We start from the raw sequence: 12362 nt of genomic DNA, 5'->3' as shown, positions 1-12362 counted from the left end.
GTGCGGACACGACCCCATGCCTGGGGACTGGTGCCGGTCGGGCGGGGTCGGGGCAGTAGCGGGCCCAGGCGTCGAGGAACTGGTTGCGGGCGTACGCCTTGGCCTGCCTGCCGTTCTCGAAGCGGTGGTTGGCCGGACTGATACCGAAGCCCCTCAGCAGGTTGGCCAGGTGGTAGGCGTTCAGGCCCTTGGTGCCGTACTCGGCCCACGGCGCCTCGGCGTCCTGGATGAGGGCGGCGAGCAGGTCCTGGCTACGCAGAGCCTCCTTGTGACCCTCCTGCTCGAACACCCGGCGGACGTCGCGCAGCAGCCGCGTCTTCAGCGTCGTCTGCTCGTCCTGGACCACCTCGTTGCGCGTCATCGCCAGGCAGGCGGCACGAGCCCGCGCGGGCCAGCGCCCGCCGGCCAGATCGGCGACGATGACCAGCGGCTCCCACGTGTCGGCCGCGCGGTCCTCGACCGGCATCTGCGGAACCAGGCCCGCAGCGGCGCTCCGCAGCGGGGTCAGCCAGGCGGTCAGCCGGTCGCGCAGCGCGTGCAGTTCGGGCACCGAGTGCCGCGAGCGGAACGGGGTGATCCGCTCGCCCGGCTTGCGCTTCTGCATGCGGATGACGACCGCCCGGTCCATGATCGTGTCCGGCAGGTCGCCGATCCCGGCCAGCGCGGCCATCGCGAAGGTGGGAAACGCGGTCGGCTTGTGCTCCGGCCCGGAGATCCGCCACGCGGGCCGGTTGCGCTGGTGCCCGGCGTTCAGCAGACCGCGCAGGTCCTCCTTGTCGCCCGCCTTGGGGCCGAAGATGGTGTCGGCCTCGTCCACCAGCAGCGTCGGCGGGTTCTTGCCGATGACGCGAAAGACCACTGCCGGGGAGGTGTTCACCGTCATCATCGGCTGGTGCACGGTCTCGTGGAGCACGTCCAGGACGCGGGACTTGCCGCACCCCTTCGTCGGCCCCACCACCGCCAGCCGCGGCGCGTGCTGGAGGGCGGGCTGGATGTGGGAGGCCGCCACCCACAAGGTGACCGCGGTCAGCGCCTCCTCGCTCGGCAGCACCACGTACCGACCGATCGCCGCCCGGACCTCGTCCAGCAGCACGGCGCCTTCGTCGGCCGGCCCACCACCGGCGCCGGCACGGTCCCCGGTCCCCGATCCGCCGTCGGGGACTACGGTCCCCGCACATTCGTGGGGACCGTAGTCCCCGCCATCTGCTCGGAGCACGGCGTGCTCGCCCGGGATTCGGGGACCGGGTTCGGGGACCAGCGGACCGAAAGTCTCCGCCCGGTCCCCGGCTTCCGCTCCCGCGGGACCGGTCCCCAAGGCACTGACCTGCACATGCTCCACGCTGGGGGTGTTTCGGTCCCCGACCGGAACACCCGTCGAAGCATCGTCGGTAGCACGTGCGGCAGGGGACCGTGACTCCGTTCGGTCCCCGCTTCGGTCCCCGTTGCGCCAGGGGATGCCCTGGCCGGGGACCGCGGCGACGGGCCAGACAACCTCGGATGCGTTCGAGGTGGTGGGGGACGTAGAGTCCTCCATAGACGTTCCTCTCGGGTGAGGGACGGGACGAGCAAGGTCCCGCCCCTCACCGGTTCGTTCGTTCAGGGACGGGCGACGGGCAGGGGAATCTCCGGCCCTCGGCGTTGGCGCGCCGGGGGCCGTTGCTGTGTCCGGACCTGTCGGCGGCTCATGAAGCCAGACCCCACTCGTCTCGGCCATCGATCAGGGTGCGCTCGTAGCGCAGCAGTTCGGCCTCGGGGTACAGCACCCGCTTGCCGACCTTGATGCCGCGCGGCCCCTTCTTGATGTGGCGCCAGTAGCGGATGGTGCTCTCGGCTGCGCGGTAGCGCTCGGCGACCTCGGCGGTGGTCAGGTATCGCATGCATTCCCATTCGGCTAGGCGACGATTCGATCTGCATAAAGTTGTACCCCGCGATCAGCGGTTACCCAAATCGGAAAGCTCATGTTTCAATATGGGTAGCGATGGGGATGATGGAGGTTCGATGGCAGGCGACAAGCCCGAGGGCGGCGAGGTGCCGCTGCTCTACAGCGAAGGGAACGTGGCCGCGCGCGTGGCCCTGGAGCGCGAGGTCAGAGGGTGGAGCACGACCGAGCTGGCCGAGCGGGTGACCAGGGCCGGCGTCAAGATGAACCAGACAGCGGTCTGGCGCATCGAGAACGGCACCCCTCGCCGACGTATCAATCTCGACGAGGCCCTCGCCTTCGCCCGCGTCTTCGAGCTTCCTCTGGAAGAGCTGATGTCCCCGCCCCTGGAGGGGCTCGACATCGCCAGCCGGCGGCTCGTCCAGGAAGCCGTCGAAGCGTTCTACGAGGCTCGAGACGCGCGCGACCGTCTACACCACGCAGTGGTCGTCATCGCCGACCACATCAAGGCCCATCCCGATAGCTCGCGGGCGATCCACGAGCAGTGCCTCCGCCTCATGGGCGACGAGCGGGACGCTCGCACCCTCACCAGCGACATCGAGGACGGCGGCCACTACTGACAACCGACACGAAGGAGAAGCCACTTGGCAAACATCCAGAAGCGACCCAACGGCAAATGGCGCGCCCGCTACCGCGACCTCGACGGCAAGGAGCACGCCCGCCACTTCGACCGCAAGATCGACGCCCAGCGCTGGCTCGACGAGGTCACGACCAGCGTGGTCACCGGGCAGTACGTCGACCCGCGCTCGGCGAAGAAGCCCTTCAAGGAGTACGCGGAGGAGTGGCGGGCCAGCCAGCCGCACCGGCCGTCGACGGCCAAGGCCGTAGCCCAGCACCTGCGTTGCTACGCCTACCCCGTCTGGGAGAAGCGGGCACTCGGCGCGATCAAGCCCGGTGACGTGCAGAGCTGGATCACCAGCCTGACGACCACCCATAAGCTCGCCGCGAGCACCTCCCGCACCGTCTTCAACACGGTCAACGCGGTCTTCCGGGCGGCGGTCCGCGACCGCATGATTCCGCACAACCCCTGCACCGACGCGAAGCTGCCCTCCGTGCCCCGGAAAAAGGTGGTGCCGCTCGCGGTCGAGCAGGTGCGGACGCTGGCCGAGGAGATATCCGGGCGCTACAAGGGCCTGGTCCTGCTGGGCGCTTCCACAGGGCTCCGCCCCGGCGAGCTCTTCGGCCTCCAGCTCCAGCACCTGGACCTGCTGCACGCTACCGTCTCGGTCGAGCAGCAGGTCCAGCAGACCGCCAAGCACGGCGTGTACGTCTGCCCGCCCAAGACCGCTCGCTCGCACCGCACAGTCCCGCTCCCCCGCATGGCGGTGGACGCGATGAAGGCCCACCTGCGGGACTTCCCCGCCGACGGGCCCAAGAGCTGGATCTTCACGGCGCCGCAAGGCGGACCCGTGGTCTACACGCACTTCATGGACGGGTCCTGGCGGCCCGCCTGCGCGAAGGTCGGCATACCGAAGGGCACCGGACCCCACGCCCTCCGGCACCACTACGCCAGCCTGCTGATCAAGCACGGCGAGTCCGTGAAGACGGTCTCCGAGCGTCTCGGCCACACCAACGCGGCCATGACGCTGAACATCTACACCCACCTGTGGCCCGACTCCGAGGAGCGGACCCGGGCCGCGGTCGACAAGGCGTACGCGGACCAGTCCGCCGACGCCCAGCCGCAGGTCGACGAAGCGGCGTAACCGCTCCCCTGCGTGCCGGACTCATCCAGCACGCTGCGGACTCTGTGCGGACCGCAAAGGCCGCCCAACCCGCTCCGCCGCAGGTCAGACGGCCTTTCGCCGAACGTATTAGACGTTGAAGCGGAACTCCACCACGTCCCCGTCGCGCATCACGTAGTCCTTGCCCTCCATGCGGGCCTTCCCCTTGGCGCGGGCCTCGGCGACCGAGCCGGCCTCGAGGAGGTCCTCGAAGGAGATGACCTCGGCCTTGATGAAGCCCTTCTGGAAGTCGGTGTGGATCACACCGGCGGCCTCGGGGGCGGTGGCGCCCTTCTTGATGGTCCAGGCGCGGGACTCCTTGGGGCCGGCCGTCAGGTAGGTCTGCAGGCCGAGGGTCTCGAAGCCGACGCGGGCGAGGGTGGCCAGGCCCGGCTCGTTCTGGCCGACGGACTCCAGCAGCTCCAGGGCCTCCTCCTCGTCGAGCTCGGCGAGGTCGGCCTCCAGCTTGGCGTTGAGGAAGATCGCCTCGGCGGGGGCGACCAGGGCGCGCTGCTCGTTCTTGAAGTCCTCGTCGATCAGTTCGTCCTCGTCGACGTTGAAGACGTAGAGGAAGGGCTTCGTCGTCAGCAGGTGCAGGTCGTGGAGGAGTTCCGCGCGCTCGCCGCCCTGGACGATGCCGTGCGCGAAGAGCGTGTCGCCCTTCTCCAGGATCTCCTTGGCCTCCTCGACGGCCTTGACCTTCGGGGCGACGTCCTTCTTGATCCGCGACTCCTTCTGGAGCCGGGGCAGGACCTTCTCGATGGTCTGGAGGTCGGCGAGGATCAGCTCGGTGTTGATCGTCTCGATGTCCTCCTTGGGCGAGACCCTGCCGTCGACGTGGACGACGTTCTCGTCCTTGAAGGCGCGGATGACCTGGCAGATCGCGTCCGACTCGCGGATGTGCGCGAGGAACTTGTTGCCCAGGCCCTCGCCCTCGCTGGCGCCGCGCACGATGCCGGCGATGTCGACGAAGTCGACGGTGGCCGGGAGGATCCGCTCCGACTTGAAGATCGAGGCGAGCTGGGCGAGCCGGCCGTCCGGGACGCCGACGACACCGACGTTCGGCTCGATCGTGGCGAACGGGTAGTTGGCCGCGAGCACGTCGTTCTTGGTCAGGGCGTTGAACAGGGTCGACTTGCCGACGTTCGGCAGGCCGACGATTCCGATCGTGAGCGACACGTTGCGACTTCCCGTACGTGAGGAGACTGTGGGCCAGGCGGCCGATCCACCAGTCTACGGCGTGTCGCGGCCCGGTCCCGAGACGGTCCGAGCCCTCGGTCACAGTGCGCGGCCCGGCGTGTCAGACGGTCTGTTCAGCACATAAACAGACCTAGGTTGGTCCGGTGGAGCAACACAGGACGCGACACCAGCAGCACGGACCGCGACGCGGCAGGCCGCCGGTGCCCCCGGCGCGGCGGGCGTCGGGGGTACGGCCCCCGTCCGCTGCCGCGCCGACCGCGACGGCCCCTGTCCCACGCCGGCCGCCCGGTCCGCGGTTGACGGGCCTGGGCGGCGGGTTGTTCTGCGGGGCCGTCATGCTCCTGCTGGGCTTCGCCGACCTGCTGCTCTTCGGCGGGTCCCAGTCCGTCTACGGCGTGCTGTTCCTACCGGTGTGCGCGCTGACCGCGGTGTGGATGCGCCAGGGCGACCTGCTGGCCGCACCCGTCGTGGTGCCGATCGGGTTCGCCGCGGGACTGCTGCCGGTGGTCGACGGGGACGGGGGGGTCCCCGGCAGGCTGCTGGGGCTGGTGACCGCGCTCGCCACGCAGGCGCTGTGGCTGTACGCGGGGACGCTGATCGCGGGCGTGACGGCGCTGGTACGGCGGGTGGCGCTGGTACGGCGGCGGGCGGCGGTGCGGGGCCGTATGCCGGTCTGAGGCCCCGTCCCACGACCTCAGCCGTGCTCCGCCGCGTGCATCGCCGCTCCCACGATGCCCGCGTTGTTCTGCAGCTGCGCGGGGACTATCTCCGCCTCGATGCCCTTGATGAGCGGCAGGAACTTGTGGGCCTTGCGGCTGACTCCGCCGCCGACGACGAACAGCTCGGGGCTGAAGAGCATCTCGACGTGAGCGAGGTACTTCTGCACCCGGCGCGCCCAGCGGTCCCAGGTCAGGCCCTGGTCCTCCTTGGCCTTGCTGGACGCCCGCTTCTCCGCCTCGTGGCCGTTCAGCTCCAGGTGGCCGAGCTCGGTGTTGGGGACCAGGGCGCCGTCGACGAAGACCGCGCTGCCGATGCCGGTGCCGAAGGTCAGCAGGATGACCGTGCCCCTGCGGCCCCGGCCGGCGCCGAAGCGCATCTCGGCGACGCCGGCCGCGTCGGCGTCGTTGACCACGGTCACCGGCAGGCCGCCGAGCCGCTCGCTGAACAACGCGCGCGCGTCGGTGTCGACCCAGCTCCTGTCGACGTTGGCCGCGGTGCGGACCGTGGCGCCGCCGGTGACGACGCCCGGGAACGTCAGCCCGACCGGTCCCGTCCAGCCGAAGCGTTCGACCACCTCCCTGACCCCGTCGGCCACGCCGTCGGGCGTCGCCGGATGCGGGGTGAGCACCTTGTGCCGCGCCTGGGCCAGGTCCCCCTTGTCCAGGTCCACAGGGGCGCCCTTGATGCCGGATCCGCCGATGTCCACGCCGAAGATCTGCATGGCACCACGTTACGACGTACGACTGACAGTCACTCCTGCGTCGTGGCGCCCGGCCCGCCCGGCCGTCACTCCTGCGCCGTGCCCGACCCGCCGCGCTCGGCGGCCAGCGCCGTCGCCTCCTCACGCAGGTCCCGGCGGAGCTCCTTGGGCAGGGAGAAGGTGATGGACTCCTCGGCCGCCTTGACGATCTCCACGTCCTCGAAACCGCGCTGCGCGAGCCATTCGAGCACCTCCTCGACCAGGACCTCCGGCACCGAGGCGCCCGAGGTCAGGCCGACCGTGGAGACGCCCTCCAGCCAGGCCTCGTCGATCTCGTCGGCGAAGTCCACGAGGTAGGACCGGTCCGCGCCGGCGAGCTTGGCGACCTCCACCAGCCGCTTGGAGTTGGAGGAGTTGCGGGAGCCGACCACGATCACCAGGTCGGCCTCGGCGCCCATCTGCTTCACGGCGAGCTGACGGTTCTGCGTGGCGTAGCAGATGTCGTCGCTGGGCGGGGAGAGCAGCTGCGGGAACTTGTCCTTGAGGGCGTCGACCGTCTCCATGGTCTCGTCGACCGAGAGCGTGGTCTGCGACAGCCACACGACCCTGGAGGGGTCGCGGACCTCGACGTTCGCGACGTCCTCGGGGCCGTCGACGAGCTGGATGTGCTCCGGGGCCTCGCCGGTGGTGCCGATGACCTCCTCGTGGCCCTCGTGCCCGATCAGGAGGATGTCGTAGTCCTCCTGGGCGAACCGGACGGCCTCCTTGTGGACCTTGGTCACCAGCGGGCAGGTCGCGTCGATGGTGGCCAGACGCCCGCGCCTGGCCTCCTCGTGGACGACGGGGGCCACGCCGTGCGCCGAGAACATCACGATGTTGCCCGGCGGCACCTCCTCCGTCCGCTCGACGAAGATCGCGCCCTTCTTCTCCAGGGTCTGCACGACGTACTTGTTGTGGACGATCTCGTGCCGGACGTACACCGGGGCCCCGTACTGCTCCAGGGCCTTCTCGACGGCGATCACGGCACGGTCCACCCCAGCGCAGTAGCCCCGGGGGGCGGCGAGCAGGACACGGCGGCCAGACGAAGCAGTCATGGCCCCATGGTAAGGCCGCCCCGGCGGCTCGAAGATCGCGCGCCCGGCCCGGGACGCCCTGGCCCGCGTTGTCGGTGGCGGGGGCTACTCTCGCGGACATGGCTGTCTCCACGTCTCCCGAAGCCCCCCTGCCCGTCGGTGAGGTGTCGCGGCTGATCGGGGGGTGGATCGAGCGGCTCGGGGCCGTGTGGGTGGAGGGGCAGATCACGCAGTTGTCGCGGCGGCCGGGCGCGGGCGTGGTGTTCCTGACGCTGCGCGACCCGTCGTACGACATCTCCGTCAGCGTGACCTGTTACCGACAGGTGTTCGACGCGATCGCCGGCGTCGTCAGCGAGGGCGCCCGGGTCGTCGTGCACGCGAAACCCGAGTGGTACGCCCCGCGCGGGCAGCTGTCGCTGCGGGCCGCCGAGATACGGCCCGTGGGGGTCGGGGAGCTGCTGGCCCGGCTGGAGCAGCTGAAGAAGGCGCTCGCGGCGGAGGGGCTGTTCGCGCCCGAGCGCAAGAAGCCCCTGCCGTTCCTCCCCCAGCTCGTCGGACTCGTGTGCGGCCGGGCCTCCGCCGCCGAGCGGGACGTGCTGGAGAACGCCCGGCAGCGCTGGCCCGCCGTCCGCTTCGAGGTGCGCAACGTCGCCGTGCAGGGCGTGCACGCCGTCCCGCAGGTCGTGCAGGCCGTCAAGGAGCTCGACGCGACCGACGACGTGGACGTGATCATCGTGGCGCGGGGCGGTGGCAGCGTGGAGGACCTGCTGCCCTTCTCCGACGAGCAGCTCGTCCGCGCGGTCGCCTCCTGCCGTACGCCGGTCGTCTCCGCGATCGGGCACGAGCCGGACACCCCGCTGCTCGACTACGTCGCCGACCTGCGCGCCTCCACCCCGACCGACGCCGCCAAGAAGGTCGTGCCGGACGTCGGCGAGGAGTACGAGCGGGTGCGGCAGCTGCGCGACCGCGCCCGCAGATGCGTACGGGCGCTCGTCGAGCGGGAGGAGCGCGGACTCGCCCACGCGCTCGCCCGGCCCTGCATGGAGGACCCGCACCGCATGGTCGACGAGCGGGCGGACCACGTCGCCTCCCTGCTCGACCGGAGCCGGCGCACCCTGCGGCACCTGCTGGACCGCGCGGACTCCGAGCTGGCGCACACGCACGCGCGTGTGGTGGCCCTCTCCCCCGCCGCGACCCTCCGGCGCGGGTACGCCGTGCTGCAGAAGGCCGACGGGCACGTGGTCCGCGACCCGGCCGAGGTGACGGCGGACGAGGCCCTGCGGGCGCGGGTCGCCGAGGGCGAGTTCACTGTTCGTGTCGATGCACAGGACTCATAGGGTGGTCGAATGACAAGCAAGGCATCCCCGGCGGACGAGGCGCTCGGCTACGAGCAGGCGCGCGACGAGCTGATCGAGGTCGTCCGGCGCCTGGAGGCGGGCGGTACGAACCTGGAGGAGTCCCTCGCGCTGTGGGAGCGGGGCGAGGAGCTGGCCAAGGTGTGCCGGCGGTGGCTGGAGGGCGCGCGCGCCCGGCTGGACGCGGCGCTGGCCGAGGAGGCGGAGGAGGACGAGGCGCGGGCCTCGGAGTAGGGCGCCGCCTCCACCGGCCTCACCCGTCCCACCGGCCTCCCGGTCCCACCGCTCTCGCCGGTCCCACCGGCCTCACAGCAGGTCCGGGTGAGCCCTGGGCGGGCTCAGGACGTCTTCAGCGCCTTCACCATCGTCGTCAGCCGGTCCCAGGACGCCGTGCCCGTGACCACCGTCGTGGACCCCTTGGTCCCCTCCAGCACCAGCGCGTCGTAGCGGCCGCCGGTGTAGCGGGTCCACTTACGGCCGTCGATCTCCTGGGTGACCTTCGTGGCGTGCCCGCCCTGGCTGGCGTCGTCGATGAAGACATCGCGCTTCTGAGCGGACTGCTCGATCGCCACGTATTGACCGTCGGGATCCTGGAAACCCAGGTGCCAGTGGTCCTCCTCGGTGGCCCGGAAGCGGACCGAGGTGGCCTTCCAGCTGTCGGGCAGGCCTTCGGGCGCGGCCACCGGGTACGGCGCCGCGCGGCGTGCCGTGAGCAGCTCGATGCTGTAGTCGACCCGCTTGAGGTCGGGAGCGCCGCCGCCGTGCGGGACGAAGAGGTAGATGACCCCCGCCGCGAGCCCGATCAGGCCCAGGGAGAGGAGCATGTCCCGGACCGTTTTCTGCTTGCCATTCGAACGTGCCACGCCTCCATCGTCGCAGGTGCCCGGTCCGCTCATCCGTGGGGCCCCCTGCTCATTTTGTCCACCCAGCGATAGAGTCGGGCCTACACCCTCATCCGGCCGTCGTCGTATCAGAAAGGTGCGCTCCGATGACCGAGAACCACCATTTGCCGTCCGAGCTTGAAGTGCCCTCCGAGGCGCCCGACCGCAACATCGCCCTGGAACTGGTCCGGGTGACCGAGGCCGCGGCGATGGCCGCGGGCCGCTGGGTCGGGCGCGGCGACAAGAACGGCGCCGACGGCGCCGCGGTGCGCGCCATGCGCTCCCTCGTCTCCACCGTGTCGATGAACGGCGTCGTCGTCATCGGCGAGGGCGAGAAGGACGAGGCCCCGATGCTCTTCAACGGCGAGCACGTCGGCGACGGCACCGGGCCCGAGGTCGACATCGCCGTCGACCCGATCGACGGCACCACCCTGACCGCCAAGGGCATGCCGAACGCGATCGCGGTCCTCGCCGCCACCGAGCGCGGCGCGATGTTCGACCCGTCCGCCGTGTTCTACATGGACAAGCTGGTCACCGGGCCGGACGCGGCCGACTTCGTCGACATCAACGCACCGGTGTCGGTGAACATCAAACGGGTCGCCAAGGCCAAACGGTCCACGCCCGAGGACGTCACCGTGGTCATCCTCGACCGGCCGCGCCATGAAGGCATCATCAAGGAGATCCGGGAGACGGGCGCCCGCATCAAGCTGATCACCGACGGCGATGTGGCCGGCTCGATCCTGGCGCTGCGCGACGGCACCGGCATCGACCTGCTGCTCGGCATCGGCGGCACGCCCGAGGGCATCATCTCGGCCTGCGCCGTGAAGTGCCTGGGCGGCACGATCCAGGGCAAGCTGTGGCCCAAGGACGACGAGGAGCGGCAGCGGGCGATCGACGCCGGGCACGACCTCGACCGCGTGCTGACCACGGACGACCTGGTCTCCGGCGAGAACGTCTTCTTCGTCGCCACCGGCATCACCGACGGCGAGCTGCTGCGCGGTGTGCGCTACCGCTCGGAGACGGCGACGACCGACTCGATCGTCATGCGCTCCAAGTCCGGCACGGTCCGCCGGATCGACTCCGAGCACCGGCTGAGCAAGCTGCGCGCCTACAGCGCGATCGACTTCGACCGCGCGAAGTAGCACCGCGTACACGGCGGTACGACACGTGTGAGGCGCCCCCGGTGCGGCGGGGGCGCCTCACGCGCACGTGGGGAAACCGGCCCCCGGCCGTCAGCCGGCCGCCGCTATGCGCCCCGTCGCGCGGGCCGCCTTGTTCAGCTCCAGGTCGCGGCGGCGCCGCCGGGCCAGGACGACACGGCGCTCGGCGGCGGTGAGGCCGCCCCAGACGCCGTAGGGCTCGGGCTGCAGCAGCGCGTGCTCGCGGCACTCGACCATGACCGGGCAGCGCGCGCAGACCCGCTTGGCCGCCTCCTCCCGGGACAGCCGGGCGGCGGTGGGCTCCTTGGAGGGCGCGAAGAACAGGCCGGCCTCGTCGCGTCGGCACACCGCCTCGGTGTGCCAGGGCGCGTCCTGATCCCTGTCTCGCGCTGGCACCCGCTGGGCCGGAACGGCAGCTACCTGCAGGGACGAATGCGGCGGTTGCAGCACGGTCTTCTCCTGACGACGGCTTCGCGAGCTGGAGGGTGCTCCGAGAGACGATGCAGCAAGGCCTACCCGCTGTGCGCGCGCCTATGCACTGAGTTCCGGACCGTACGGTTGGTCGGAGGCCGGTCTGGTTCCGCTCGGGGCCCGGTCCGGGTCCGGGTCCGGGTCCGGTCCGGGCCCGGTCCGGGCCCGGTCCGGGTCCGGTCCGGGCCCGGTCCGGGTCCGGTCCGGGTCCGGTCAAAAATGCTTGCGCAGGTGCTTGTCGGCCTTGCGCTGCACCCGGTCGAGGATGTCCGCGACGAACTTGCCCCGCTTGGGGCGCGCCTCGACGTTGCCCAGGACGGCCCAGCCGTCGACGTAGACGACGGGCGCCTCGGACTCGGCCGAGTCCAGCGTGGCCACCTCGAAGTTGCCGAGGACACCGCCGCCGGTGCCGCGCAGCGACACGTTCTCCGGGACGCGGACCTGCACGTCGCCGAAGACCGAGACGGCCTTGATCACGACCTGCTGGTACTCGAAGACCGCCTCGCTGAGGTCGATCTCCACGCTGCCGAAGACCGCGTACGCGTGCAGCCGGCGTCCGGCACGCCAGCGCCCCCTGCGCATGGCCTGACTGAACACCGCCACCACGTTCTCGTCGGCGACGGGGGGTATCACGCCGACCGCCGGGCGGTTCGGCGCGGGGGCGTACGCCGGGGCCGTACGGCCCTGGTGGGCGGCGGGCAGGTCCTGGATGAAGACCTCCAGCTCACCGACCGTCTTGGCGCTCAGCACCCCCTCGACGCGCTCGGCGTGCTCGTCGGCGGTCAGGCGGCCCTCGGCGAGGGCCTCGCGCAGGATGTCGGCGATACGGTCACGGTCGGCGTCCGAGGCCCGCAGCTCGGCGGCGGGCGCGGGGGCGGAGGCCGCGGCCGTGCGCGGTTCGGTCTGCTTCTGAAGGTCCACGGCAGCAGGGTACCGAAACGCGATAGATCGCGACTAGGGGTGTGGACGGGCGGGTCCTGCCGGGGGTGAGGCAGGGGTGACGTGGAGGCGAGGCGGAGGTGAGCCGGACCTCACAGGTTCGCCGTCAGTGGCAGGTCCTACGCTGGTTGGTGCCCGCCGACGTCGGCGGGCAGCCGTCTGTCGAGTGAGGAATGGGCTGCGATGCCGAGCACTTCCCCCCC

The 12362-nt window shown here is 71.0% G+C and carries 14 protein-coding genes; 6 read left to right on the top strand and 8 right to left on the bottom strand.

The window, feature by feature from the left end:
• Together C1I97_RS19560 and C1I97_RS19555 are read right to left on the bottom strand one after the other, a co-directional pair.
• A partial coding sequence (locus tag C1I97_RS19560) for a DUF3631 domain-containing protein (protein WP_111004511.1) occupies positions 1 to 1216 on the bottom strand: 1216 nt, incomplete at its 3' end.
• 466 nt (positions 1217 to 1682) lie between these two features.
• Positions 1683 to 1877, bottom strand: coding sequence for a helix-turn-helix transcriptional regulator (locus C1I97_RS19555; protein WP_111004509.1), 195 nt, complete (start codon positions 1875 to 1877; stop codon positions 1683 to 1685).
• 121 nt (positions 1878 to 1998) lie between these two features.
• Between C1I97_RS19555 and C1I97_RS19550 the strand changes: the two genes are divergently transcribed.
• Both C1I97_RS19550 and C1I97_RS19545 read left to right on the top strand, forming a co-directional pair.
• Positions 1999 to 2499, top strand: coding sequence for a helix-turn-helix transcriptional regulator (locus C1I97_RS19550; RefSeq protein ID WP_111004508.1), 501 nt, complete (start codon positions 1999 to 2001; stop codon positions 2497 to 2499).
• Positions 2500 to 2523: 24 nt separating this feature from the next.
• Positions 2524 to 3642 carry a tyrosine-type recombinase/integrase gene (locus C1I97_RS19545; protein WP_111004507.1) on the top strand — a complete coding sequence of 373 codons (1119 nt, stop codon included), beginning with the start codon at positions 2524 to 2526 and terminating at the stop codon, positions 3640 to 3642.
• Positions 3643 to 3750: 108 nt separating this feature from the next.
• Here the strand turns inward: C1I97_RS19545 and ychF are convergent, their stop codons facing one another.
• The gene (gene ychF, locus C1I97_RS19540; protein ID WP_111004506.1) at positions 3751 to 4839 is read right to left on the bottom strand and encodes a redox-regulated ATPase YchF; all 1089 of its coding nucleotides are present in this window, start codon (positions 4837 to 4839) and stop codon (positions 3751 to 3753) included.
• Between the two features lie 317 nt (positions 4840 to 5156).
• Between ychF and C1I97_RS19535 the strand changes: the two genes are divergently transcribed.
• Positions 5157 to 5537, top strand: a complete 381-nt coding sequence (locus C1I97_RS19535) for a DUF6542 domain-containing protein (RefSeq protein ID WP_309147813.1) — start codon at positions 5157 to 5159, stop codon at positions 5535 to 5537.
• Between the two features lie 17 nt (positions 5538 to 5554).
• Here the strand turns inward: C1I97_RS19535 and ppgK are convergent, their stop codons facing one another.
• Together ppgK and C1I97_RS19525 are read right to left on the bottom strand one after the other, a co-directional pair.
• On the bottom strand, positions 5555 to 6301 hold the full coding sequence (gene ppgK / locus C1I97_RS19530; protein WP_111004504.1) for a polyphosphate--glucose phosphotransferase: 747 nt from the start codon (positions 6299 to 6301) through the stop codon (positions 5555 to 5557).
• 65 nt (positions 6302 to 6366) lie between these two features.
• Positions 6367 to 7374, bottom strand: coding sequence for a 4-hydroxy-3-methylbut-2-enyl diphosphate reductase (locus C1I97_RS19525; RefSeq protein WP_111004503.1), 1008 nt, complete (start codon positions 7372 to 7374; stop codon positions 6367 to 6369).
• Between the two features lie 98 nt (positions 7375 to 7472).
• Between C1I97_RS19525 and xseA the strand changes: the two genes are divergently transcribed.
• Together xseA and C1I97_RS19515 are read left to right on the top strand one after the other, a co-directional pair.
• Positions 7473 to 8690 carry an exodeoxyribonuclease VII large subunit gene (gene xseA, locus C1I97_RS19520; protein WP_111004502.1) on the top strand — a complete coding sequence of 406 codons (1218 nt, stop codon included), beginning with the start codon at positions 7473 to 7475 and terminating at the stop codon, positions 8688 to 8690.
• A gap of 9 nt (positions 8691 to 8699) precedes the next feature.
• Entirely contained in the window at positions 8700 to 8942 is a 243-nt protein-coding gene (locus C1I97_RS19515; RefSeq protein WP_111004501.1) for an exodeoxyribonuclease VII small subunit, read from the top strand.
• A gap of 104 nt (positions 8943 to 9046) precedes the next feature.
• Here C1I97_RS19515 and C1I97_RS19510 read toward each other — a convergent pair whose 3' ends face one another.
• Positions 9047 to 9571: a DUF4245 domain-containing protein gene (locus C1I97_RS19510; RefSeq protein WP_111004510.1), complete on the bottom strand. Its 525-nt coding sequence runs from the start codon at positions 9569 to 9571 to the stop codon at positions 9047 to 9049.
• Between the two features lie 125 nt (positions 9572 to 9696).
• Between C1I97_RS19510 and glpX the strand changes: the two genes are divergently transcribed.
• The gene (glpX, locus tag C1I97_RS19505) at positions 9697 to 10731 is read left to right on the top strand and encodes a class II fructose-bisphosphatase (protein WP_111004500.1); all 1035 of its coding nucleotides are present in this window, start codon (positions 9697 to 9699) and stop codon (positions 10729 to 10731) included.
• 90 nt (positions 10732 to 10821) lie between these two features.
• Here glpX and C1I97_RS19500 read toward each other — a convergent pair whose 3' ends face one another.
• Entirely contained in the window at positions 10822 to 11199 is a 378-nt protein-coding gene (locus tag C1I97_RS19500; protein WP_111004499.1) for a WhiB family transcriptional regulator, read from the bottom strand.
• Positions 11200 to 11433: 234 nt separating this feature from the next.
• Complete coding sequence (locus C1I97_RS19495) at positions 11434 to 12141, bottom strand: DUF1707 SHOCT-like domain-containing protein (RefSeq protein WP_111004498.1); 708 nt, start codon at positions 12139 to 12141, stop codon at positions 11434 to 11436.
• Between the last annotated feature and the right edge of the window lie 221 nt (positions 12142 to 12362).

The sequence above is a fragment of the Streptomyces sp. NTH33 genome (assembly GCF_003236365.1).
GTDB lineage: Bacteria > Actinomycetota > Actinomycetes > Streptomycetales > Streptomycetaceae > Streptomyces.
Note: the sequence above shows the minus strand (reverse complement) of the source record. Positions and strands in the feature narration are given on the sequence as shown.

Bases quoted from the DNA above. Each gene is read 5' to 3' on its own strand.
- C1I97_RS19555 (WP_111004509.1), bottom strand. From the start codon at position 1,877: ATGCGATACCTGACCACCGCCGAGGTCGCCGAGCGCTACCGCGCAGCC.
- C1I97_RS19550 (WP_111004508.1), top strand. From the start codon at position 1,999: ATGGCAGGCGACAAGCCCGAGGGCGGCGAGGTGCCGCTGCTCTACAGC.
- ppgK (WP_111004504.1), bottom strand. From the start codon at position 6,301: ATGCAGATCTTCGGCGTGGACATCGGCGGATCCGGCATCAAGGGCGCC.
- C1I97_RS19525 (WP_111004503.1), bottom strand. From the start codon at position 7,374: ATGACTGCTTCGTCTGGCCGCCGTGTCCTGCTCGCCGCCCCCCGGGGC.
- xseA (WP_111004502.1), top strand. From the start codon at position 7,473: ATGGCTGTCTCCACGTCTCCCGAAGCCCCCCTGCCCGTCGGTGAGGTG.
- C1I97_RS19515 (WP_111004501.1), top strand. From the start codon at position 8,700: ATGACAAGCAAGGCATCCCCGGCGGACGAGGCGCTCGGCTACGAGCAG.
- glpX (WP_111004500.1), top strand. From the start codon at position 9,697: ATGACCGAGAACCACCATTTGCCGTCCGAGCTTGAAGTGCCCTCCGAG.